The 22,980-nt window shown below is 32.4% G+C and carries 21 protein-coding genes and 1 tRNA gene; 9 read left to right on the top strand and 13 right to left on the bottom strand.

Features of this window, described 5'->3' with window-relative positions; genetic code table 11:
- Positions 1–96 precede the first annotated feature (96 nt).
- The 3 genes from OIU83_RS15360 to OIU83_RS15350 all read right to left on the bottom strand — a co-directional run bounded on the left by OIU83_RS15360 (position 97) and on the right by OIU83_RS15350 (position 2,213).
- On the bottom strand, positions 97–657 hold the full coding sequence (locus OIU83_RS15360) for a hypothetical protein (protein WP_264207143.1): 561 nt from the start codon (positions 655–657) through the stop codon (positions 97–99).
- A 204-nt stretch (positions 658–861) separates the two neighbouring features.
- Complete coding sequence (locus OIU83_RS15355; RefSeq protein WP_264207142.1) at positions 862–2,073, bottom strand: tyrosine-type recombinase/integrase; 1,212 nt, start codon at positions 2,071–2,073, stop codon at positions 862–864.
- A gap of 66 nt (positions 2,074–2,139) precedes the next feature.
- Positions 2,140–2,213 (bottom strand) — tRNA-Met (locus OIU83_RS15350).
- A 152-nt stretch (positions 2,214–2,365) separates the two neighbouring features.
- Between OIU83_RS15350 and OIU83_RS15345 the strand changes: the two genes are divergently transcribed.
- Together OIU83_RS15345 and OIU83_RS15340 are read left to right on the top strand one after the other, a co-directional pair.
- Positions 2,366–2,758, top strand: coding sequence for an START-like domain-containing protein (locus OIU83_RS15345; protein WP_264207141.1), 393 nt, complete (start codon positions 2,366–2,368; stop codon positions 2,756–2,758).
- Positions 2,759–2,812: 54 nt separating this feature from the next.
- Complete coding sequence (locus OIU83_RS15340; RefSeq protein WP_264207140.1) at positions 2,813–3,646, top strand: aminotransferase class IV; 834 nt, start codon at positions 2,813–2,815, stop codon at positions 3,644–3,646.
- Positions 3,647–3,648: 2 nt separating this feature from the next.
- On the opposite strand, the gene OIU83_RS15335 is transcribed toward OIU83_RS15340, so the two are convergent.
- From OIU83_RS15335 to OIU83_RS15310, 6 genes are all read right to left on the bottom strand, one after another.
- A complete protein-coding gene (locus tag OIU83_RS15335; protein WP_035620855.1) occupies positions 3,649–4,209 on the bottom strand; it encodes a YqgE/AlgH family protein in 561 nt (186 codons plus the stop codon).
- A gap of 126 nt (positions 4,210–4,335) precedes the next feature.
- Entirely contained in the window at positions 4,336–4,608 is a 273-nt protein-coding gene (locus OIU83_RS15330; RefSeq protein WP_017498096.1) for an HU family DNA-binding protein, read from the bottom strand.
- Between the two features lie 179 nt (positions 4,609–4,787).
- A complete protein-coding gene (gene fmt, locus OIU83_RS15325) occupies positions 4,788–5,735 on the bottom strand; it encodes a methionyl-tRNA formyltransferase (protein ID WP_264207139.1) in 948 nt (315 codons plus the stop codon).
- Positions 5,735–7,636 (bottom strand): RecQ family ATP-dependent DNA helicase, encoded by a 1,902-nt coding sequence (locus tag OIU83_RS15320; RefSeq protein WP_264207138.1) that lies wholly within the window; start codon positions 7,634–7,636, stop codon positions 5,735–5,737. Before OIU83_RS15320 ends, fmt begins: the two co-directional genes overlap by 1 nt.
- Positions 7,637–7,700: 64 nt before the next feature.
- Positions 7,701–8,234, bottom strand: a complete 534-nt coding sequence (locus OIU83_RS15315) for an ATP-binding protein (protein ID WP_264207137.1) — start codon at positions 8,232–8,234, stop codon at positions 7,701–7,703.
- Between the two features lie 223 nt (positions 8,235–8,457).
- On the bottom strand, positions 8,458–9,381 hold the full coding sequence (locus tag OIU83_RS15310; RefSeq protein ID WP_264207136.1) for an alpha/beta hydrolase: 924 nt from the start codon (positions 9,379–9,381) through the stop codon (positions 8,458–8,460).
- 229 nt (positions 9,382–9,610) lie between these two features.
- On the opposite strand from OIU83_RS15310, the gene OIU83_RS15305 reads away from it, so the two are divergent.
- The 4 genes from OIU83_RS15305 to OIU83_RS15290 all read left to right on the top strand — a co-directional run bounded on the left by OIU83_RS15305 (position 9,611) and on the right by OIU83_RS15290 (position 13,031).
- Positions 9,611–9,907: a DUF493 family protein gene (locus tag OIU83_RS15305; RefSeq protein ID WP_264207135.1), complete on the top strand. Its 297-nt coding sequence runs from the start codon at positions 9,611–9,613 to the stop codon at positions 9,905–9,907.
- A gap of 2 nt (positions 9,908–9,909) precedes the next feature.
- The gene (locus OIU83_RS15300) at positions 9,910–10,632 is read left to right on the top strand and encodes a DUF4290 domain-containing protein (RefSeq protein ID WP_264207134.1); all 723 of its coding nucleotides are present in this window, start codon (positions 9,910–9,912) and stop codon (positions 10,630–10,632) included.
- Between the two features lie 199 nt (positions 10,633–10,831).
- On the top strand, positions 10,832–12,142 hold the full coding sequence (gene murA, locus OIU83_RS15295) for a UDP-N-acetylglucosamine 1-carboxyvinyltransferase (protein ID WP_039112273.1): 1,311 nt from the start codon (positions 10,832–10,834) through the stop codon (positions 12,140–12,142).
- A gap of 13 nt (positions 12,143–12,155) precedes the next feature.
- Positions 12,156–13,031 (top strand): cation diffusion facilitator family transporter, encoded by an 876-nt coding sequence (locus tag OIU83_RS15290; RefSeq protein WP_264207133.1) that lies wholly within the window; start codon positions 12,156–12,158, stop codon positions 13,029–13,031.
- A 317-nt stretch (positions 13,032–13,348) separates the two neighbouring features.
- Here the strand turns inward: OIU83_RS15290 and OIU83_RS15285 are convergent, their stop codons facing one another.
- The 3 genes from OIU83_RS15285 to OIU83_RS15275 all read right to left on the bottom strand — a co-directional run bounded on the left by OIU83_RS15285 (position 13,349) and on the right by OIU83_RS15275 (position 16,973).
- Positions 13,349–15,841, bottom strand: a complete 2,493-nt coding sequence (locus tag OIU83_RS15285; protein ID WP_264207132.1) for a DUF5686 and carboxypeptidase regulatory-like domain-containing protein — start codon at positions 15,839–15,841, stop codon at positions 13,349–13,351.
- An 83-nt stretch (positions 15,842–15,924) separates the two neighbouring features.
- Positions 15,925–16,338 (bottom strand): type II 3-dehydroquinate dehydratase, encoded by a 414-nt coding sequence (aroQ, locus tag OIU83_RS15280; protein WP_264207131.1) that lies wholly within the window; start codon positions 16,336–16,338, stop codon positions 15,925–15,927.
- 74 nt (positions 16,339–16,412) lie between these two features.
- A complete protein-coding gene (locus tag OIU83_RS15275) occupies positions 16,413–16,973 on the bottom strand; it encodes a porin family protein (protein WP_264207130.1) in 561 nt (186 codons plus the stop codon).
- A gap of 668 nt (positions 16,974–17,641) precedes the next feature.
- Here OIU83_RS15275 and OIU83_RS15270 point away from each other — a divergent pair.
- The 3 genes from OIU83_RS15270 (at position 17,642) to OIU83_RS15260 (ending at position 20,937) form a co-directional block, all read left to right on the top strand.
- Complete coding sequence (locus OIU83_RS15270; protein WP_264207129.1) at positions 17,642–18,220, top strand: porin family protein; 579 nt, start codon at positions 17,642–17,644, stop codon at positions 18,218–18,220.
- A gap of 83 nt (positions 18,221–18,303) precedes the next feature.
- Positions 18,304–19,200 carry a site-specific tyrosine recombinase XerD gene (gene xerD, locus OIU83_RS15265; RefSeq protein WP_264207128.1) on the top strand — a complete coding sequence of 299 codons (897 nt, stop codon included), beginning with the start codon at positions 18,304–18,306 and terminating at the stop codon, positions 19,198–19,200.
- 213 nt (positions 19,201–19,413) lie between these two features.
- A complete protein-coding gene (locus OIU83_RS15260) occupies positions 19,414–20,937 on the top strand; it encodes a PAS domain-containing sensor histidine kinase (RefSeq protein WP_264207127.1) in 1,524 nt (507 codons plus the stop codon).
- A gap of 312 nt (positions 20,938–21,249) precedes the next feature.
- Here the strand turns inward: OIU83_RS15260 and rny are convergent, their stop codons facing one another.
- A complete protein-coding gene (gene rny / locus OIU83_RS15255; RefSeq protein WP_264207126.1) occupies positions 21,250–22,815 on the bottom strand; it encodes a ribonuclease Y in 1,566 nt (521 codons plus the stop codon).
- Between the last annotated feature and the right edge of the window lie 165 nt (positions 22,816–22,980).

Here is a 22,980-nt window from a genome sequence, read left to right as displayed (position 1 = left end):
ATTGAAAAATGCCGTTGCAAATTGTAACGGTATTTTTTTTTTACCTTTAAAGATGTCTTTTATACTCGAGTTAATAGAGGGAACGAGAAGTGTTTTTTAAAATTCCACTTTCAGTTCTTTTACAAAATTATCAGTTTCTTCAAAAGAGCTATTGTCGGATAATCTTTCAAATAAATCTTCTACCGAGTTGAGTTCGTTTTCTAAATTTATTATATTATTAAATGAATAGTTTTCATCAGAATTATTCCAAATATCAATTAATCTTTTTTTTAAAAATATTTTCTTTTGTTTATTTGTAGCCCATTTTATCCATATCAGCAAAAAAACTCCCTTTTCAAATAAAACATAATGAACGTTTTCCGATAAGTATTCTATGTTGTTTTCTGATTGAACTTCTTTAAACCTTAATTTTTCTAATAGTTCTTCGGAGAAATATAGGTCTCTATGTTGAAACAGATATTCATTATTTATTGGTATTTGAAATTCTGTGTTGTCTTGCAAATTCAAGAAAGAAATGGATTTATTCTCTATTTTGTTTATTACACGGACTGGGATGTAATTTTCTCCGATTTCATCAGAATAAAAGTTTGCTAAATAGTAATAGTGATTAATTTTGAAAATGTTTTTGTCATCTTTTTTTGATTCGTTGTTTGTCATTTTATCTGTATTTTTTTTGTTAATATGTAAAGATACAGTTGAAATTTAGACTGCACAAATTACTTAATTTTGAAGTAATCTTCTATTAAAATAGGTGACAGTTTTATTGTTGAAGTAGCTTCTGTTAATAGAATTTAGACTTTTAAATATTTTTTGTATTCGGAAGAACTGCAATGGAAGTTGGATTGTGAAGAAATTTTTGAATTATTTGATATGTTCAGAATAATCGTCAGGAAGGACAGCATCAATATCACGTAAATATTTCTCTAATGCACTCATTGTAGTATGCCCAGTAATCAACATTAATTTGCTTTTTGCTTCGTTAGGTGTGCTATTTTTAACCAGTTCTTTATATAGCTTGGTTATGAATGTATGTCTGAAACTATAAAGACCATAATCTTTACTTAGTTTTAAACTGTCTTTTACTTTTTTAAATCGATCACCAAAATAACCACGTTTATCTGTTTCATTCGTTGTCCAGTCGAAGCCTATTCCTTTAGGAGTAAATAAAAAACTTTCTCCATTGTACTTATTTAATTCTGGTAATTCATTCAGTAGGATTTCAGGGATGATTTTAGTCTTTACAGGCTTGTTTTTAGCTCGAACATAAATAAGTCTATCTTTTATATTAATGTCCTTTATTCTTAATCGAACTACCTCAATTGGGCGCAAGTGGTTAAGTGAAACAAATTGAATAAATAAAAGCAAAAGAGTATCATTCTTTAGTAGATATTCTAATATGTCTTTCTCTTGTTCTGTGCTAAATGTTTTATTCCTCTCTGGAGTAGATTTTAAAACATTAATCTTTTTTATAAAATTATCCGTAATTATATCGTTGTCTTCAAGAGTTTGAAAGAACATAGACAGATTTGCCCTTGTGTTATTTCTGTTTTTTGGGCTTGTTGCTGTTAAAACATCATTTAAGAAACCAATTGCAGCTTTTTTATTTACACTTGTAATATATCTGTTTTCATAGCCATTTGATAAAAGCCACTTCTCAAATGATTTTATTCTAACTCTAAAATCACGATAACTATTTTCTTTTAACGAGTTTTTCTTTAAATCAAGTGCAAATGTAACCGCATCAGGAATACTGTATTTTTTTAATTCATCAACAGAAATAGAATCATCATAAGGATTGTAACCATTTTCAAGAATGGTTTCGATTGCTTTAGCGAGAATTTTTATTGCTTCTCGACGTTCTTTAACAGTTTTGAATTGATTTACTCCCGAATAAATGGGAGTTTGTCGTTCTAATTTTTCAGTTTCAGGATTTCGAAAAGAGTAATAGACGTACCAGCGCTTTGATAAGTCGCCTTTAGCATCGTAAATACTTGGGGAAGAATATAGTTTCTTATAAGTCAAATCGTATGCGTTAGCGTATTCTTTAGTTAAGAGGTGTCGAATTTTTGACATAAAAAAAGCGGTTTTAAATTTCTTTAAAACCGCATAAAATCTATATTTTTAGCCTTTTTAGCTTTGTAGCGAGACCGAGATTTGAACTCGGGACCTCAGGGTTATGAATCCTGCGCTCTAACCAACTGAGCTATCTCGCCATTTGCAGTAGGAAATCATTCCCTCATTGCGGGTGCAAATATAAAAATTAATTTAGAGTTAACAAGCAGAAATGAAAGAAAAAAAAATATTTTTAAAAAACTCTTTTTTTCGGAGATATATTCTTATATTTCCGAAAAATTAAATCTGGCACATGGATCTAAAAGTACGTTACGAAATCGAGTTTCCTATAAATTCATCTCCGCAGTTGTTATATCAGTATATATCTACACCATCAGGCTTATCTGAATGGTTTGCAGATAATGTAAATTCACGTGGAGAGTTTTTTACTTTCATCTGGAATGATTCTCAGGAAAAAGCACGTTTAGCATCCAAAAAAACGGGCGAAAAAGTTAAGTTCAAATGGGTTGACGAGAGCAGCAAAGACACCGAATATTTCTTTGAATTGCATATTCTTGTGGACGAGATAACGAAAGATGTTTCGCTCATGGTAGTCGATTTTGCTGAGAAAGAAGAACTTGGCGAAGCAAAACAATTGTGGGAAAATCAAATCTCAGACCTTAAACATCTTATCGGATCAGTTTAGTAAAAGTCTATTTTATAACTTATATTTGCCCTGAACTAAATTCAGGGTTTTTTTATGATCAATTTTAATGGAAACATAGTAGGGCAGAACGATAATTTACTAACTCAAAATCGCGCTTTTTTATACGGTGACGGTGTTTTTGAAACCCTTAAAATAGTAAATAACAAAATTCTCTTTCTAGAAGATCATTATTTTAGATTAATGGCTTCAATGCGCGTGGTTAGAATGGAGATTCCGATGAACTTTACAATGGAATACCTCGAGGAGCAAATTCTTTCATTAATTAACTATAATTCGCTTTCGGATTCTGCAAGAGCAAGAATTACAGTATATCGTAATGATGGAGGATATTATTTACCACAAAACAATACAATTTCGTTCCTGATTCATGCTACGGCTTTGGATAATAAAGCATACGAAGTAAATGAAAATCAATATGAAGTTGATCTTTATAAAGATTTTTATGTAACCAAGCAGTTATTGTCTTCTATAAAAACGACTAATAAAATTATAAATATTACAGGAAGTATTTATGCAAATGAAAATGGCTTAGATAATTGTATTCTATTAAATGATAGTAAGAATGTAGTCGAAGCATTGCAAGGGAATTTGTTTATGTTATTGGGTAATAAGTTGATTACACCACCAGTTTCCGAAGGATGCCTGAATGGTGTAATGCGTAAACAAATCTTGGCTTTGGCCAAAAAACTAACAGACATAGAAGTTATGGAAGAACCAATATCGCCGTTTGATCTTCAAAAAGCCGATGAATTGTTTCTTACTAATGTTATAAAAGGTATACAGCCAATAACCAAATACCGAAAAAAAGAATTTACTACTAAAATTTCTGGTATATTAACGCAAAGACTTAATGAAAGTATCACTTAATATTAGTTGAGGTATGGGTTTTCTGGTGCATTGGACCAGATAAGATAATCGCCTCCCAGTTCAATAATTTGTTCTTTCCAGAAATGGGTTGGTGATTTTCCGATAATTTTATTCTTGTAATTATTATCGGCTATAATCCAGGAGTTACCCTGCATTTCTGTTTCGAGTTGGTTTTCATCCCAGCCGGTGTAACCTAAAAAGAAACGTATGTTGTTCTTGTTGATTGCGCCGCTGTTAATTAGATCTTTTGTAGACTCAAAATCTCCTCCCCAATATATTCCGTTTGAAATTTCGACACTATTCGGAATTAAATCAGGTATATTATGGATAAAATAGAGATTGTCCTGCTCAACTGGGCCACCATTATAGATCTTGAATGTGGCGTGGATTTCTGGAATTAAGTCATTAATGGTATATTTTAGTGGCTTATTTATAATGAAACCTATCGAGCCCTGTTCGTTGTGATCTGCTAATAAGATCACGGATCTGTTAAATGATAAGTCTCCAATTATAGAAGGCTCAGCTATAAGCAGGTGTCCTTTTTTTAATTTTTCTGAAATCATATCGTTACAATTTTTATTAAATTTAAGAATAAAATTTTTAAAATCGTAAATAAAATCGTTAAACAGTAAAAAAAAACCTTCCATATGGAAGGTTTTAATTATATTAAAAGCGTATGTAACTTGTTACTAGTTAACTGCACCTTCTAATTCAGCTCCTGCTTTGAATTTTACAACATTTTTAGCAGCGATTTGGATAGTTTTTCCAGTTTGAGGGTTTCTACCATCTCTCGCAGCTCTTGCTGATACTGACCAAGATCCAAAACCTACCAATGAAACTCTTCCACCTTTTTTCAAAGTAGCACCTACGTTTCCTAAAAATGATTCTAAAGCTAATTTTGCCGCAGCTTTGGTAATTCCTGCATCAGCAGCAATAGCATCGATTAATTCTGATTTGTTCATAATAATAGTTATTAATTGTTGGTTAAAAAAAATTGTCAATACACAAATTTAGTAGGAAATACGTTCCTTGCAAGCGTTTTGTTTAATTTTAGTTTGAATTGTTAATAACTTATTTTTTTTGTTCATAAAGCTACCCAAAAGTATCACTAAATTTAGTGAGTAGCCTTATTTTGTTGATGTTAGTAGACCTTTGTCTGGTCAGAAAAAGTGATTCCGTTGAGTAATTCGGCAACAGCCATTCGTTTTTTACCCGGTAGTTGTAAGCTCAATAACTGAATATAACCATCAACAACAGCAATTTTAATCTCTTTTTTGGTGCTAATTAAAGTTCCAATCTCAAGATTATGGGCTTCTAGAAGTGATTTTGCTTCATATATTTTCACACTTAATTCCTCTTCTTTATCTTTAAGAAAAGTCCATGCTGCTGGATAAGGACTCAAACCTCTTATTAAATCATTAATTACAGCTGCTGGTTTTGTCCAGTCTATCTTGCAGTTTTCTTTGTTTAGCTTGTAAGCTGTTTTAATTTCGGCATTGTCTTCCTGAATTATAGTAGTTACATTTCCAGATTCAATTGCTTTTAAAGTTTCTATAACTGTTTCACTTCCTAAATGCATTAATCTGTCATGTAATTGTCCGGCATTTTCTGTTGGTTCTATTTTTATTTCAGAACTAAGAATCATTGCTCCAGTATCGATTTTATCATCTATAAAGAAAGTAGTGACCCCAGTTTTGGTTTCGCCATTTATAATTGCCCAGTTTATAGGAGCGGCACCACGATAATTAGGAAGGAGGGAAGCATGTAGATTAAATGTTCCTAGTGATGGCATTTCCCAAACTACTTTTGGTAACATCCTAAATGCTACTACGATTTGTAAATTAGCATTCAGGGCTTTTAATTCAGATAAAAAAGCTTCGTCTTTTAGGCTCGTTGGTTGTAATAAAGGCAAGTTATTTACTAATGCGTATTCTTTTACAGCCGAATATTTTATCTTTTGTCCACGGCCTGCGGGTTTGTCTGCAGCAGTAATAACTCCTACAACATTATAATTGTTCTTTATTATGGTGTCTAGAATTCCTACTGCAAATTCGGGAGTTCCCATAAATATGATTCTTAATTTTTCCATTATGATTTTAAGGTATATTTATTATTTGGTTTTATTATAATGCGATCGTCTTCCAGTAATTCTTGTAATGTATGGACGACATCATCGGCACTAATGTTGGTTCGGGTTTGGATATCTCTAGAGCTCAAATCTTCGTTTTTTAATAAATCAAGAATAGTTTGTGCTATAGAGTTATTAGGTTTTTTGCCTTTTTTATCTTTCTTGGTGATGCAATAGGAACAAATACCGCAATCGGTAGTGGTTTTTTCTCCAAAATAAGCTAGAATCAGTCTGTTTTTGCATGTTTTCTTTTCGTTTACATAATCCAAAACCGATTGTAATTGATCTTTCTTTAAGTTGTTTTGTTTTTCCAGATATTTTGAAACCCTATTAATTGTGAGATCATCTTCTCGTACTTCATTAAATAATATAGTAGAATCGTTGTTCTTGCTATTGTATTCTATGATACCTTTTTCTTTTAGTTTTTGTAAAACAGTATGAATCTCTGCTTCCGAACTATTTGATTTTTTAGCGATAAGCTGTAGGTTAAAGGGAGTTTTTATCTCGTAAATGCCTGGATAAGTACGCAAAATTGCCAGAATAATTTCTTCATCATTTGAGTTTAAACTTACATAACGTATAACCTCTCTTGATTCGATAAGAAATTGCATTGTTATTTTTTCCGAAAACCCCTGTGATAAAGTAATGATTCCTTGTCTATCCAGAAATTGTAAAGCATTGTATGTTTTTAAAGTAGGGAATTCGTATTTATTGCAAAAACGATTCAGATTAAAAGAGAATTCTTCATCGATTCCTTCACCATAGGCAATCCGGAAATAATTACAAAGCTTGATATACATGGTCTTCAGGAACTTTTTGTCAGCAAGAGTCTGTATAAACTGACTTTCGGCATGAGCAGTATCCGAAGCGCTGGTGAGTAAAACCGAAAATGATTTTTCGCCATTTCTTCCCGCACGACCAGATTCCTGATAATAGTTTTCTATATTCTCTGGTAGTTGGGTATGAATTACGGTTTTTACGTTGGGTTTGTCGATTCCCATCCCGAACGCATTTGTGGCAACAATAACTTGAGCTTCTTCGCTCATCCACAATTGCATGTTTTTATCTTTTTCTTTAGTCGTAAGGCCACCATGATAATAGGTAGCTTTAAATCCTAAAGATTGTAATTGAGCCGAAATACTTAAACAAGATTTTCGGTTGCGTACATATATAATAGAAGGTTGCGGATTTTTTTTAAGAATCTGCTCCGTTCTGTATAGTTTGTCTTCGACCTCGAATACCATATAGGCGATATTTTCGCGAGCAAAAGATTGCTGGAAAAGTTTAGGATTTTTTAATCCCAATTCGGTTTTGATATCTTCAATAACTCTCGGTGTTGCTGTAGCGGTCAAGGCCAAAAATGGAATCTTCGGGAAGTACTTTTTTAGTTCCGAGATTTTTAGATAGGCTGGGCGAAAGTCATGTCCCCATTGCGAAACACAATGTGCCTCGTCTATAGCAATAAAATTTATAGGTAAGTTTTTTACACGGTCAAGAATCCAGTCCGATTGCAATCGTTCTGGCGACAGGTATAAAAATTTATAATTCCCAAATTGACAATTGTCCAGAAGATTAATAATTTCTTCGGTATGAATTCCACCAGTAAGAGCAATCGCTTTAATGTCGCGCTTTTGCAAATTGGCAACCTGATCTTTCATCAGGGCAACCAAAGGCGAAATCACCAGGCATATCCCTTCTGTCATCATCGACGGAACCTGAAAACAAATAGATTTTCCGCCACCAGTTGGTAATAAGGCAAAAGTGTCCTGACCATTTAAAACCGAATCGATGATTTCGTTTTGTAAAGGTCGGAAACTATCATGTTTCCAGTATTTTTGAAGAATTGCTAATGCTTCTTGCATTTGTCAGGATTAAAGTTAACAATTTAGAAAACAGTTTCTAGTTTTACCAACCTTAAAACTCCGACTAAATTTTATCTAAGATATAAAGAATTCGGTTAGATACGGTGTCTTTTGGAACTTCGATAAGTTCGTATCCGTATTTTCTATACGTTTCTACCAGATGACTGTAAATAGTTTTAGCTTGTTCAAAGTTTTCGTAACGTTCACCGTCACTCATGTAAATTTCTTCCCAAGGCGGAAGTAGAAAAATTTTAGAATATTTGCATTCCTCACACGCAGTTTTAAAATGATCCGGATAATCATCACCTATATAATCCATATAAGCCACAACATCAGGAATTCCGCGGTCAATAAACACAACTTCCGATGGTTCTTGTTTTGCGTTTTCGAATTGTTTTATCCGTCCTTCCAGCAGTTTTTCACTAAACAACAAGGGTTTTTCAAGAAACAATTGTTCGATTCCTTGTTTTTGAGCCTCCAGCGTTACTTGTCTCGAAATTTCGGGATAACAGCAATATCCATCGGCTACCAAACCATCAATAATAGTAGACTTTCCCGTACCCGGGCCACCAATAATAACAATAATTTCTTTCTGCACTTTCTAAAAATAAAGTGCAAATTTACCTAAACTTATTGGTATTATACAAGATTATTTTTCTAGAAGCGAATGATTAGTTTTTTTTAGTAAGTAAAGTTCCTGCTGTTCGCTTCAATCTTTTCTTTTTTTATTAAAAAAAAGAAAAGGATTTCCATTTCCATCAGGGCTAATGAGGTTACAGTTTTTTGTACTTGAATTATTAGACAAAAGGCATAAAGCTATACTAGTTGCAAAATGAATATTGCGATAAACCTTCTGATTTTTTTGCACTTGGAATAGTGATATGTGATTCGAATTTTCTTTTTGCAATTACATTATTTATAAAATCTAAAACATAATCGGGTTCTTTTCCAAATAAGTAACCGCAAAATTCATGTCCGCCACCGCAAGAAGTAATAAGTTCAATGTTTTTCTTTAACGAGGTCATGCGATTGTAAACCGAATAAGAACCAGAAAGAGTAAGGAAGCCCATAGAATCTGCAGGGCAGGAGCGATGAGAACCCGTAGCATACGGAACTGTTGTGTCTTCGCTTCCGTGAGAAAGTAACATCGGAATCGCATTTTTGGCATCAATAAAATCTACATTCATAATTGCACCTGAGCCACCTATTAAACCTGCGTATTTAAAATTAGTTGGTAAATTATCCGAATATAAATTCATTATTTCATAATCCCAAAAAACGGCATGAAATGCAATTTCGGCACCAGCACTAATACCTGTGATGAATATTTTCGAAACATCAATATTGTATACCTTTTGGGTTTTAATTAAATAAGAAGTTGCCTGCCACATATCGTTAACGCCAATTTGGATAGTTTTAATTTTTTCGAGCAGCGTTGCGCTACAGCCAAAATCTTTGTCTTTCATATATAATGTGTATGAAATACTCGCAACGGCAATTCCGTTTTGGGCAAGACTGATGGCGAAATTTTTTTCACCAAAACGATCTCCGCCCGAAAAACCGCCTCCATGTGCGAAAATCACAAGCGGAATTTTCTTGTCAGACTTTTTTAGAGGTAAATACAAATCAAGATCCAGTTTAATTGTGTCATTCTCGAAATAAGTTAATGTCTTGATTTCTTGTGCGGTAATAAAATTTGCTGTTAAGAAAGTAAAAAGTAATAAAAAGTAAATAGGCATTCTCATTGTAGTGGTATTTTTAATGTAATAGGCATTCAATCATTCAAAGATAAAATAATTAAATAGGAAAGGCTAAAATCTGATGTTTTAACAAATTTAGCGAAGTGTTTTCTGTCTTGAGAAAGAGTGAAATAAAGCTAATTTTAGGGAAAGTTTGGTATTATGAAAAAATCACAAATGCTAAATATTAAATCTCAAATCAAAACCGTATATTTGCCTTTATTTTAATGTAAGAATGGACGAAGATAAAGAAAAAACCACCGCTGAATTTTACGAAAGATTAAAGGTTGAGTTAGACAATAGTAACACTTGGCCTGCAGAATATTTGTATAAATTTATTGTGCCTACAGTAGGAGACAATGTAGAGCGTGTAGAAAAGGCTTTTGATTGTATGGGAGCGGTAATTAAAACTACAAAATCTAAAACAGGTAAGTTTACCAGTATTTCGGTAGATGTTACTATGAAAAGTTCAGATGAAGTAATCAGTAAATACCTGGAAGTTTCTACAATTGAAGGTATAGTTTCACTATAAATATGATCGAAAAATATAAAAAAGAAAATGCGAATGATGTTGTTTTTAATTTAGAATATAATTCTGAAAGACAACATTTAATCATTCCGGAATATGGTCGTCATTTGCAAAAATTGATAGATCAGGCAACTGCTATTGAAGACGTCGAACAACGTAACAAAGCAGCCAAATACATTATTCAGGTAATGGGGAGCTTAAATCCGCACTTGCGTGATGTACCCGATTTTCAACACAAACTTTGGGATCAGCTTTTTATCATGTCTGATTTTAAACTCGATGTCGAATCTCCTTATCCAATTCCTTCTCGCGAAGTATTACAACTAAAACCAGATGTTTTAAAATACCCGCAAAATTATCCTAAATATAGATATTACGGTAACAACATCAAGTATATGATTGATGTTGCCAATAAATGGGAAGAAGGCGAAATGAAGAATGCATTGGTATTGGTAATTGCCAATCATATGAAGAAATCTTACCTAAGCTGGAATAAAGATACTGTAAAAGATGATGTTATTTTTGAACATTTATATGAGCTGTCAGATGGTAAAATAAATCTTTTGCAAAGCACAGAAGAACTTTTGAACACAACTGATTTATTACGTACCAATAAACGTATATCTAACAAAATCACACCAGCCGGACAACCTAAAATTCAGAACAATAAGAATGTAAAAGGCCCGGGAAAACCAAAAACGTTTCAAAAAAACAATAATCAGAAATAAGAAAAGTTACTAAGTGTCTAAGATACTAAGTTGCTAAGGTTTTGTCTTGAATAAAAACTTAGAACGCTAGAGTTTTAGTAGTTTAGAATCTTTAAAGAACAAACAATCAGAAATAAAAAGTTGCTAGCAGCTAAGGTTTTAATCTCAAAAAAAACTTAGAACCTTAGAACCTCAGTAGCTCAGAACCTAAAAGAGAAATATGGGAATTTTTAAAATCGAAGGAGGAATTCCTTTAAAAGGAGAAATCACTCCACAAGGAGCGAAAAATGAAGCGTTACAAATTTTATGTGCAGTACTTTTAACCTCAGAAAAAGTAAAGATTAATAACATTCCTGATATTATTGATATCAATAAATTAATTACGCTTTTAGGAAATTTAGGTGTAAAAATCCAAAAAAACGAACCGGGTTCTATTACATTTCAAGCAGATGAAGTGAATGTAAATTACCTTGAAACAGAAGCTTTCAAAAAAGAAGGTGGAGCACTTCGTGGATCGATTATGATTGTTGGGCCGCTTTTGGCTCGTTTTGGGAAAGGATATATTCCTAAACCAGGAGGAGATAAAATAGGTCGTCGTAGATTAGATACTCACTTTGAGGGATTCATTAATCTAGGAGCAAAATTTAGATATAACAGAGAAGATCACTTTTATGGTGTAGAAGCTCCAGAAGGATTAATAGGAACCGATATGTTGCTTGATGAAGCATCGGTAACAGGAACTGCAAATATTGTTATGGCAGCAGTTTTAGCCAAAGGGCAAACAACAGTTTACAACGCAGCTTGTGAGCCTTACTTACAACAATTGTGTAAGATGTTGAATTCGATGGGTGCAAAAATCTCTGGAGTAGGTTCAAACTTATTGACTATCGAAGGGGTAGAAAAATTAGGAGGTTGTGAGCACAGAATTCTTCCGGATATGATCGAAATTGGATCTTGGATTGGATTGGCAGCAATGACTAAGAGCGAAATCACAATTAAAAATGTAAGTTGGGAAAACTTAGGTCTTATCCCAAACACATTTAGAAAACTTGGAATTACAATAGAAAAACGTGGTGATGATATTTATATCCCTGCTCACGTAAATGGATATGAAGTAAAAACAGACATTGACGGATCTATTTTAACCATTGCCGATGCGCCATGGCCAGGATTTACTCCAGATTTATTAAGTATCGTTCTTGTTGTGGCAACACAAGCAAAAGGAGATGTTTTAATTCACCAAAAAATGTTCGAAAGTCGTTTGTTTTTCGTGGACAAACTTATCGATATGGGAGCAAAAATTATGTTGTGTGACCCGCATAGAGCGGTTGTTATGGGACATAACTTCGAGTCTCAATTAAAGGCAACAACAATGTCATCTCCAGATATTCGTGCTGGAATTTCATTATTAATCGCTGCTTTATCAGCAAAAGGAACAAGTACAATTCAAAATATAGAACAAATCGACCGTGGATACGAACGTATCGACGAGCGTTTAAGAGCAATTGGAGCAAAAATCGTGAGAGCGTAGATAAAATCCTCAAATGACGAATGAACAACAAGCTATAAAAGCTACCTATTTTAGTATAGTTGGAAACACCTGCATGGCCATTATAAAAGGGCTTGCAGGTTTTTTTGGCAATTCTTATGCCTTAATTGCAGATGCAATCGAATCAACAACAGACATATTTTCGTCCTGTTTGGTTTTATTCGGAATCAAATATTCCAATAAGCCGGCAGATGAAAATCACCCCTACGGGCATGGTCGTGCAGAGCCTTTAATTACGTTTTTGGTAGTTGGGTTCTTAATTACTTCGGCAACAATTATTGGATACGAAAGTATTGCAAACATTCAGAATCCACATGATTTGCCTAAATCCTGGACATTATATGTTTTGGGAGCAATCATTGTTTGGAAAGAATATTCGTTTCGATTGGTTATGAAACGTAGTAAACAAACCAATAGTTCGGCATTGGCAGCAGATGCCTGGCACCACCGTAGTGATGCAATTACATCGGTTGCAGCATTTATCGGGATTTCGATTGCGCTAATCATGGGGAAAGGCTACGAATCTGCAGATGACTGGGCGGCACTTTTTGCTGCATTTTTTATCTTATATAATAGTTATAAAATTTTCAGACCAGCACTAGGTGAGATAATGGATGAGAATTTAAATGATGATTTAGTCGAAGAAATTCGAATAAAATCTTTAACTGTTTATGGTATTTTAGGAACCGAAAAATGTTTTATCCGTAAAGCCGGAATGAAATACCATGTAGATCTTCACGCCATCGTATCGGCCAAAATTTCGGTAAAAGAAGGACATGATTTATCACACAAATTACAAGATACTCTAAAATTAGAAATACCTCAATTAGGGAATGTTTTAATTCATATTGAGCCAGATGATTATAACTAGAAAAAGGTTCATAGGAACAAAGGTTCAGAGATACTAAGGTGACTTTGAGAAAGATAATAATGAAGACAAAAAATAAAATCCGTTTATTCTTTAATAGAGTGAGCGGATTTTTTTAAAGGTTCAAAGGAAAAAAGGTTCTGAGGTACTAAGATATTTTTGTCAAAGTTTTTTTACTTTGACAAAGATTCATCCTCAAAACTCCAGTTGCGTTGCTTTTACAGAAGAAACAAGATTTCGAAATTTAGTTTATTAAAATCCGTCAAATCTGCTTTAATTTGCGAAATCTGCGTGAAATCTTCATGTAAATATCTCCGAAACTACTCTAGAATATTAAGAAACTTCAATCCAAAAATAACCCCGTTTTGTTGTAATCCGTTTTGGTAAGAGTGCACATAATCTACTCGAAACATTCTGAACTTTCCAAATCCAAGATTATCTAACCCAACTGTAAATTCAGAATATGGTTTTGTGTTCGGAATTTCAAGTGAATGGAATCCTATGTTTAAAGTTGATTTTAATTTATTCAATAACGGAATCTTATTCATGATATAGCCATTGTCATTGTGCTCCATATGAACTTCAAAATAGCTGTCATTAGTGCTGTTTGTATAATAAGGTAATAGATTAAAAACATTCAAATACCTGTCGGCTTGACCAATATGTGTTTGGTTTCCATTAAAATGTTTATAATCCATATAAGCAATGTTTTCGGCATTAAAAAACTTACCAGCTTTTATATTTATTCCCAAAAGACCTTTGTTTCCTAGAGCAAGGTCATATCTCACAGCTGCGCTTAAATGATCAAATTCATATTTTTTCTCACTCGCAGCCAATCCTTTTTCGTAACCTAAATATAGTGTTGGGTATTTTTCATTTTTGATATTGTACTTCCCGTCTGGTCTGGAAATATATTTGTTTCCAAAGTTGATTCTTGCATTTAGATTGGTTTTTACCAGATTATGTTTTTCAAATTGTGAGTTTGTAAAATCATTTGGAGCAAGCGGATTGTTTGAGGAATACAAGTCGTTTTTGTTAAAGAAAGAATAATCAGTTGTATTAAAAAGAGGTTTTCTTCGCTCATAGGCAATTTTTGCACTTAAAGTAACTCCGTTTGCAATATTCTGTGAATATTGAAGCTGAGCAAATTCTAAATTGTATACTTTCATGTAATTATCCTTGAAGAATAAAGAGCTAATCGAATTTATAAATTTACTGATCGGTTCATTATTGTTGAATTGACTTACTTTGGTTCCTCCCGCTGCAATGAAAGTAGCGTAATTTTTATGATTAAAAGTATGCTTAAATTCACCTGTAACCCGAAGTCTATCATCCGAAAAGCCATAGTTGATTGCTGTACTTATTAATGTTTCTTTTCCTTTTTCCTCATTCCAGTTTTTATATGAAAAACCAGTGCCAATAGCAAAACCTTGAACTGTATTGAAACTAAGTGCACTCATATCGAATAATCCATTATATTGAAATGAATATTTCTTGAAAGTATTTTTATTTTCATAACCGAGCAATATATCAAAAACATCAAACTTATTATTTTTAGCATCAATAGAATCTGTATATTTTCTTGATGTCTTAATAGTTTGTAAACTATCTTTCTTTGTATAATCGGTACTTTCTTCAATTGTTAATGGGATAGGGCGAATAGTATTCCAATAAGAATCATCTTTTTTATTAGCATTAGTTTCAAAACTAACAATTTCATTGGTGAAAGTTTTCTTTTCAAAAGAATCCGGAAACTCATAATTGCTATATACATAATTGAATTTTCCGTTAAATTGTACACCAAAGGCACCAGCTGTAAAGGATAGGCTTTGTGCATTTTTTACCCATAATTTGTTTTTTTGATTATAGCCAAAACTTTGTTTTAGGTTCATTATCTGGGTAAGTTCATTCTTCATTCGATATCCTTTTATATCAAGATCGACAGCATAAATAGCAAAACTATCATCAATTATATAAATGTACCCTTCAAATACGGGTTCTTTATCGCGTTTTGGGATAACCTTGATTTTATTGATTTGCTGATTGTTTTCATCAAAGAAAGTTGCCTCAAGTTTGTATTTATAGTAATTGAAGGCATTATCGGCAATTGGAGAAATTATATTTATTCCGAATTTTAATGTGTTATTGTAAAAGTCATAAGTTGATAAACTTGCTGTATTGTAGCTGTATCCTTTGTTGTTCCCAGAAATTTTGGAAGCAATAATTTTCTCTTTTAAGTTATTGGGTTTCTCAAAAGTAATCTTAGATATAGTTTCGGACAAATATAGAATACCAGTTCCTGTAGAATCAAGATTAGATGACATTTCATCTCCAATATCGATTTTAAGTCCCATTATTTTTTTTGGTAAATCCTTAATTTTGAACATCCCTTTTGAGTAAAAATCGGCTGTATATCGTCCGGTTTTTTCAGAGTTATCTCTTTTATTAGTAATCGCACTTCTTATAATTTCATTGGCAGGATTGTTCTTTGGATTAATTATTACCTCATTAAGAGTGAAATTTTCTTCATGTAATTTTACATCCAGAGTATAGGGAGATGGAGAAGATGTTGGGATGGTTAGCTTTTGTGCTTTGAAACCTAAATATTGGAAAATGATTTTGTTTTTCCCAATCTCTTTTACATTGAGCTGGTATTTTCCTTGTTCGTTTGAAGTAGTACTATTGTATGTGTTTTCTTCAAACACAGAAACAAACGGTAAAGGATTTCCGTTTTCATCGGAAACTGTTCCTTTTATCTGTGCGTAATTAGAAAATGAAAGTAATAAAAAGGCGAATAAAAATAAGTTTTTCATATAGGTACATTTCTATTTTCAAAAATAAAAGAAGTTAGAAATGAACCTATTAAAACTATGTTAAATGATTTATTGCGTTTTATTTATAAAAATGAACGTATTGCAAGCTCGTAGCTTTTTAAGCCAAAACCTAGAATTACGCCTTTGGCGTTTCCAGATATATAGGATTGGTGACGGAAACTTTCACGACCATACGTATTAGATATGTGCACTTCTATAACTGGGGTTGTAACTGCTTTTATAGCATCGCCAATTCCTATCGATGTATGTGTGTATGCTCCGGCATTTAGGATAATACCATCGTAGGTAAAACCAAATTCTTGTATTTTTCCAATCAATTCACCTTCAATATTGCTTTGGTAATAGGTGAATTCAATATTAGGGAAAGTTTTTTCCAACGTTTCAAAATAATCTTCAAATGTTTGAGAGCCGTAAACTTCAGGTTCTCTTTTACCTAATAAATTTAGATTTGGTCCGTTGATGATGCAAATTTTCATAATTCTAATTTGTGTAAAAATAAAAAAACCGTTCCAATAAATAGAACGGTTTTGATAAAAGTATGTGATATTTGTTAGAACATGAAACCAGCCGAAAGTTGGAATACAGAGTTTTTAACATCTGCATCTTTTGAAGCTTCTGTTAATCCTATACCATAACGACCTTGTATAAATATATTATCTGTGATTTTAAACCCTAATCCCGCATTAAGACCGAAGTCAAAGGTTTTACTGTCTTTAACGTTAAAATCATTCTTTTCACTTAATAAAAACGATGCTTGTGGACCTAGTTCTAAACTAAATGATTTACTTAAGTAAAATTTAGCCATTACAGGAATAGATAAATATCCTAGTTTGTTTTTAAACTCTTGACCTGCAGCCTTATAGCTTGCTCCTTGAGTAGAGTATAAAAGCTCAGGTTGGATAGAGAATTTTTCAAGTAATTTTATTTCAGCTACTAAACCTGCATGGTAGCTAGTAATACCTTCTTTGTCTACTGCAATTCCATTAAATGCTCCATCGCCGGTTTGATTTGCAAAGTTAACCCCTGCCTTTACACCAAATCGTAAAAATTGCGCTTGCATTGTTGCTGATGTTGCTATGAACAGAACAGCTACTAAAATTATTTTTTTCATAAAATTCTTTTTAAAGGTTTGATTGATTTTTCTGTAAGTTAAAAACTCTTATAATTTGCAAATATTGTCTAAATAATAGGATGAATCCAATTTTTATTTCAATTTATTAATCGCAAATTCATTCGTTCGATGGCAAAAATACATGCTATTGACTGGAGGTCAATTATATTTAAAAGTTATTGTTTTATAGAATTAACATGTGAGTTTTTATTTAGTAGTATTATTCTTTAGTGGAGTTTTTTTTGATTTAATCTGGAATTTTCAATATTTAGTTTTTAGTTATACTGTGATTTTCATTTGTATTAAATATATTTTTAACTCTTATTAGTTTTAATACTTGTCCTGTGTTGATATTGCAAAGCGTTATAAGGGTTGTTTTTAAAATCATTTATTATTATGCTTACTATTTATCATTGATTTTATGGTAATTATAAAAAGGGTTTATTTCATTTGTAGGTTTTTCATGGTTAATCTGTGGCTGTTTTGAATAAAAATAACCATCACTAAATTTAGTGAGAAAAACTGTAATAATATGTTATAAGTCAATGTTGTACAGTTAGAAAGTGAATTGGTTTTGGTTTTTTGTAAATCTAATTTTTAGTTCTAAACTTTGGAATTTAATGCCTTGTTTTCTAGGTTTGTGGTCTAAATTTTAACAAAACATAAAAATGAAGAAAATTATTTTATCTATGGTTGCAGTTTTAGCATTTGGATTTACGAATGCTCAACAAACAAGATTTGGAGTAAAAGGAGCTGTCAACCTTACAACTTTAACTGGTAATTACGTAGATGACGCTAAATCTTTGGTAGGTTTCCAAGTTGGAGGTTTTGCAGAAATCAAGATTATTGAAAAATTAGCTATTCAACCTGAGATTTTGTACTCTGCTCAAGGTGCTAAATTTGATGATTCTTTTGGGAGTTATAATGCTAAATTGGATTATTTGAATATTCCTGTTTTAGCTAAATATTATATAACAAAAGAATTTACTGTAGAAGCAGGTCCACAAATAGGATTCTTGTTATCTGCTAAAGAAGATGGACATGATGCTAAAGATTATTACAAATCGGTAGATTTAGGTTTCAATTTAGGAGCAGGATATAATTTTACAGAGAATTTATCTGCTGGTATTCGTTATACTATTGGAATCTCTGATGTTTATGAGAAAGAATATGATAACTTAGAGAATTACTTGGATTATAGTGTTAGAAACAGTGTTTTAGCATTATCTTTAGGATACAAATTCTAGATTTATTTTTTTGAATATACTTTAAAACCTTCTGCAGTGGTAGAAGGTTTTTTTTATGTTTAAAAATTGCTTTCCTTTGTTTTATGAATTGGACCAGGTATATAAAAGATTATCAATCATATCTTAAGATAGAACGTGGTTTATCTAAAAATACAATCGAAAACTATGCTTTTGACATTGAACGATTATGTCTATTTCTTTCTCAAAATGAAATTGAGATTTCTCCGGTAAAAATTACTGAAGAAACGATTCAGCAATTTATTTATTCAGTTTCCAAAGAGGTAAATCCTCGTTCTCAGTCTAGAATAATTTCGGGATTGAAAAGTTTTTTTAATTATTTGATATTCGAAGATTATCGTAATGATAACCCTTTGGAGTTGATAGAGTCGCCTAAAACAGGAAGGAAATTACCAGATACTTTATCTGTTGCCGATATTGATGCTCTGATTGATGCTATCAATTTAAGTTCAAATGAAGGCGAACGAAATCGAGCAATATTAGAAACCTTATATGGCTGCGGACTTAGGGTTTCGGAACTGGTTGCTTTAAAAATATCTGATTTGTTTTTTGAAGAGGGATTTATCAAAATTACCGGAAAAGGAAATAAAGAGCGATTTGTACCAATTGGGACATTAACTCAAAAGTATATTTCGATTTATGCAAACTCTGTGCGTGTACATTTAGGCATAAAAAAAGGGTTTGAAGATACTTTATTCTTAAATAGAAGGGGAAGTCAATTAACAAGAGCCATGATTTTTACTATTATCAAAGATTTGGCTTCAAAAATAAAATTAAATAAGAATATAAGTCCACATACTTTAAGACATTCATTCGCAACTCATCTACTTGAGAATGGTGCCGATTTACGATCTATACAATTAATGTTGGGTCATGAGTCGATTACTACAACCGAAATATATGTTCATTTGGACAGAACATTTTTAACGCAGGTTATTCATGCTTTTCACCCAAGAAAGTAGTCTTCTGTCAGGGAATTTTCAATATCACTTTTGTTTTTTGTCTTGAAAAATAATATATAGAAGAAAGTATTGTTTGTAGTAAAGAGATGTTTGTTCTCCTGCTTAAAAGAACGATAAGATAAATTGAAGTTATTCCGACTTTTATGTTTTAAAATTAATAGTATCAATTTTGTTCTATTTTGAATAAAATGGTAAACTTATATATGCACAATTATGGTTTTTGATTTAAATGAAGATGCAAATTGTCAAGGGTTGAATAATTTTTATAAAAAAATATTTGACGAAATCCCGGATTTAATTTTCAAGTTTGTTATTGCTACTGATAATACCTATTCTTTCCCTTTGGTGAGTAAATCTATAGAAGAGATTTTTGAATTATCCCCAAGTGACTTTACAAATCGTAGCAAGTTTAGTATTTACAAAAGAATATTTGCAGAGGATCGTCATGTGTTTATTAAATCACTTTCGGATGCCAGAAAAAATATAACTCCCTGGGAATTGGAATTTAGAGTATTATTGCCAAAGAAAGGAATTCGTTGGCTAAAAGTTTCTTCTAAATCTGAGGTTTCTCCAAGCGGAGAGGTTAGTTTTTATGGAAGGTTTTCGGATATTACAGAAGTAAAGGGTAATGAATTGAAGCTTAGGCTTTCTGAAGAACGTTTTCAATTTGCTTTGGATGCTTCTACAGTAGGTGTTTGGGACTGGGATATGGTTACTAATCGAGTTTTTTATTCGTCATTATCTTTGAAGATTTTAGAATTACAATCCAATGATATTTTTGATGATCCGGAACGTTGGGATAAAATTGTTCATCCGGATGACTTGCCTAAATATTATTCGGATATTCAGGAGCATTTTGATAATAAGGTTCCTTACTATGAAAACTATCATCGCGTATTAACTTCTAATGGTAAATACAAATGGATTTTGGATCGCGGAAAAGTAATAGAAAGAGATTCAACTGGAAAGCCATTGCGTGTTCTCGGTACACATACGGATGTTTCTTATCAAAAAGAAAAAGAACTTGAGCTTATAAAAACAATGAAATTGTTTAGTGATCAAAATAGTCGATTGCTTAATTTTTCTCATATTGTTTCTCATAATTTAAATACGCAGGCAGGAAATATTAAAAGTATTCTGGATTTTATAGATGATGATCATAGTAAGGAAACAATCGATGAAATGTTGGTTCATTTGCGTACGGTTTCCAATGATTTAAATGAGACGATTTCTAATTTAGAACAAATAGTTCAAATTCAAAGTAATCTTGATATAGTGATCAAGCCTTTAAAGTTGAGATATAGTATTGATAAGACTGTTTCTATAGTTAAAGCTTTTAGTAGTAAGACTAAAATTTCGATCCTTAATAATGTACCCGATTATGTGACGATTAATTTTAATCCTGCATATCTGGAAAGCGTTTTGTTGAATTTTACAACTAATGCAATTAAATATGCGCACCCTGATAGGAGTCCTGTAATTGAATTTATTTTTGCAATTGAGACTGATGGTCGGAAAGCTTTAAAAATTAAAGATAATGGTATTGGGATTGATTTGGAGAAGTATGGTGATTTGATTTTTGGAATGTATAAAACCTTTCACAAACATAAAGAAGCTCGTGGTATTGGTCTTTATATTACTAAGAACCAGATTGAATCTATGAAAGGGGAGGTTCTGGTAGAAAGTGTTGTGGGGGAAGGGACTATTTTTAAAATTATTTTTAATGATGAGCTGTAGGTGTAGAGGTTCAGAGCTGCAAAGGCTCTAAGGTACTAAGGTTCTTAGTTGCTAAGATTTAAAAGAAAAGAAAGGTTTAAGGTCTTATAATACCCACAAACTTGTCTTTCTGAGAGGAGTCGAAGAATCTCCATGATTTTGGGAATGTGGTTGAGTTAGTAACTTTGCGAACTTTGCGTAAAACCTTGCGCTCTTTGCGGTTAAGTAAGATATGAATCTTAATTTCTCTTAATCTCTTAATGGTAAAAAAAAGAAAAGTATTAAAAATAAAAAACTCCTCAATTGAGGAGTTTTTTTATGATTAAAGTGTCTTTATTTTGCAATATTTACTGCTCTTGTTTCTCGTATTACGGTTACTTTCACCTGACCTGGATAAGTCATTTCGGTTTGGATTTTTTGTGAGATGTCAAATGATAAGCTTGCAGCATTGTCATCCGATACTTTTTCGCTTTCTACAATTACACGAAGTTCTCTACCTGCTTGAATAGCATAAGCATTTTTAACTCCATTAAATCCGTAAGCTACTTCTTCAAGATCTTTTAAACGTTGGATATAAGAATCTAATACTTGTCTTCTTGCACCTGGTCTTGCACCAGAGATTGCATCACAAACCTGAACGATTGGTGATAACAATGATTTCATTTCGATTTCGTCGTGGTGAGCTCCAATTGCGTTACAAACCTCTTCTTTTTCGCCGTATTTCTCAGCCCATTGCATTCCTAATAAAGCGTGTGGTAAGTCACTTTCGGTATCTGGAACTTTACCAATATCGTGAAGTAAACCTGCCCTTTTTGCAAGTTTTACGTTTAATCCTAATTCGGCAGCCATAATACCACACAATTTAGATACTTCTCTAGAGTGTTGTAATAAGTTCTGTCCATAAGAAGAACGGTATTTCATACGGCCTACAACTTTTATTAATTCTGGGTGTAAACCGTGAATTCCTAAATCGATAACAGTACGTTTACCTACTTCGATTATTTCATCGTCGATTTGTTTTGCAGTTTTAGCAACAACTTCTTCGATACGTGCTGGGTGGATACGACCATCTGTAACTAATTTGTGTAATGCCAAACGGGCAATTTCTCTTCTTACCGGGTCAAAGCAAGAAAGTATAATTGCTTCCGGAGTATCATCTACAATGATTTCAACACCTGTTGCGGCTTCTAGCGCGCGGATGTTTCTTCCTTCACGACCAATGATTCTTCCTTTTACATCATCCGATTCGATGTTAAATACAGATACACAGTTTTCAACTGCTTCTTCTGTTCCAACTCTCTGGATTGTATTAATGATAATTTTCTTAGCTTCTTGTTGCGCAGTTAGTTTTGCCTCTTCAATAGTATCTTGAATATGAGACATTGCATTACTTCTTGCTTCTGCTTTTAAACCTTCCATTAATTGGTTTTTGGCTTCATCTGCAGAAAGACCTGAAATTACTTCTAGTTGTTGTAATTGGCTTTTGTGTAATTTATCAACTTCTGATTGCTTTTTATCTAAAACTTCAATTTTGTTAGTGTATTCTTGTGTTTTAGCTTCGTAATCGTCGTTGGTTTTCTTAGCTTTTGATAATTCATTAGAAATTTGAGATTCTTTATCTCTCACTCTTTTCTCTACTTCGGCTACTTTTTTATCTCTTGAAAGGATTACTTGTTCGTGCTCTGATTTTAATTCAATAAACTTTTCTTTTGCTTGAAGTATTTTGTCTTTCTTGATGTTTTCGGCTTCCAGATTAGCATCTTTTAAAATAGATGCTGCTTCTTTTTTTGCGTTCTTGATTAAGTTGGAAATATTGCTTTTTTCGATGATCTTGGCTATCCCAAAACCTGCTGCAATACCTATAATTCCTGAAATGATGATCGTTATTATGCTGTCCATGTTTGTTAAAATTTATATATAAAAAAGCCTACATTAGATTGCTTGTATAAACTCGAAAAGACAAGTTTTGAGCTAACTCACTGTTCAAGTTTCCTCGCCGAAGCGTGGCATGCTTTAGTAGTGATGATTTGCTCATTCTAATTTGTTAGTGTTGAGTTTACCAAA

Origin of the sequence: Flavobacterium shii (assembly GCF_025847235.1) — a bacterium.
GTDB lineage: Bacteria > Bacteroidota > Bacteroidia > Flavobacteriales > Flavobacteriaceae > Flavobacterium > Flavobacterium shii.
This window is presented reverse-complemented; position numbering and strand designations above follow the sequence as displayed.

What these genes read in the sequence shown, in the direction of transcription:
- OIU83_RS15275 (WP_264207130.1), bottom strand. Translation starts at nt 16,973, where the DNA reads ATGAAAAAAATAATTTTAGTAGCTGTTCTGTTCATAGCAACATCAGCA.
- OIU83_RS15360 (WP_264207143.1), bottom strand. Translation starts at nt 657, where the DNA reads ATGACAAACAACGAATCAAAAAAAGATGACAAAAACATTTTCAAAATT.
- aroQ (WP_264207131.1), bottom strand. Translation starts at nt 16,338, where the DNA reads ATGAAAATTTGCATCATCAACGGACCAAATCTAAATTTATTAGGTAAA.
- xerD (WP_264207128.1), top strand. Translation starts at nt 18,304, where the DNA reads ATGAATTGGACCAGGTATATAAAAGATTATCAATCATATCTTAAGATA.
- OIU83_RS15310 (WP_264207136.1), bottom strand. Translation starts at nt 9,381, where the DNA reads ATGAGAATGCCTATTTACTTTTTATTACTTTTTACTTTCTTAACAGCA.
- OIU83_RS15270 (WP_264207129.1), top strand. Translation starts at nt 17,642, where the DNA reads ATGAAGAAAATTATTTTATCTATGGTTGCAGTTTTAGCATTTGGATTT.
- OIU83_RS15285 (WP_264207132.1), bottom strand. Translation starts at nt 15,841, where the DNA reads ATGAAAAACTTATTTTTATTCGCCTTTTTATTACTTTCATTTTCTAAT.
- OIU83_RS15320 (WP_264207138.1), bottom strand. Translation starts at nt 7,636, where the DNA reads ATGCAAGAAGCATTAGCAATTCTTCAAAAATACTGGAAACATGATAGT.
- OIU83_RS15355 (WP_264207142.1), bottom strand. Translation starts at nt 2,073, where the DNA reads ATGTCAAAAATTCGACACCTCTTAACTAAAGAATACGCTAACGCATAC.
- rny (WP_264207126.1), bottom strand. Translation starts at nt 22,815, where the DNA reads ATGGACAGCATAATAACGATCATCATTTCAGGAATTATAGGTATTGCA.
- OIU83_RS15330 (WP_017498096.1), bottom strand. Translation starts at nt 4,608, where the DNA reads ATGAACAAATCAGAATTAATCGATGCTATTGCTGCTGATGCAGGAATT.
- fmt (WP_264207139.1), bottom strand. Translation starts at nt 5,735, where the DNA reads ATGGAAAAATTAAGAATCATATTTATGGGAACTCCCGAATTTGCAGTA.
- OIU83_RS15260 (WP_264207127.1), top strand. Translation starts at nt 19,414, where the DNA reads ATGGTTTTTGATTTAAATGAAGATGCAAATTGTCAAGGGTTGAATAAT.
- murA (WP_039112273.1), top strand. Translation starts at nt 10,832, where the DNA reads ATGGGAATTTTTAAAATCGAAGGAGGAATTCCTTTAAAAGGAGAAATC.
- OIU83_RS15300 (WP_264207134.1), top strand. Translation starts at nt 9,910, where the DNA reads ATGATCGAAAAATATAAAAAAGAAAATGCGAATGATGTTGTTTTTAAT.
- OIU83_RS15305 (WP_264207135.1), top strand. Translation starts at nt 9,611, where the DNA reads ATGGACGAAGATAAAGAAAAAACCACCGCTGAATTTTACGAAAGATTA.
- OIU83_RS15345 (WP_264207141.1), top strand. Translation starts at nt 2,366, where the DNA reads ATGGATCTAAAAGTACGTTACGAAATCGAGTTTCCTATAAATTCATCT.
- OIU83_RS15340 (WP_264207140.1), top strand. Translation starts at nt 2,813, where the DNA reads ATGATCAATTTTAATGGAAACATAGTAGGGCAGAACGATAATTTACTA.
- OIU83_RS15290 (WP_264207133.1), top strand. Translation starts at nt 12,156, where the DNA reads ATGACGAATGAACAACAAGCTATAAAAGCTACCTATTTTAGTATAGTT.
- OIU83_RS15335 (WP_035620855.1), bottom strand. Translation starts at nt 4,209, where the DNA reads ATGATTTCAGAAAAATTAAAAAAAGGACACCTGCTTATAGCTGAGCCT.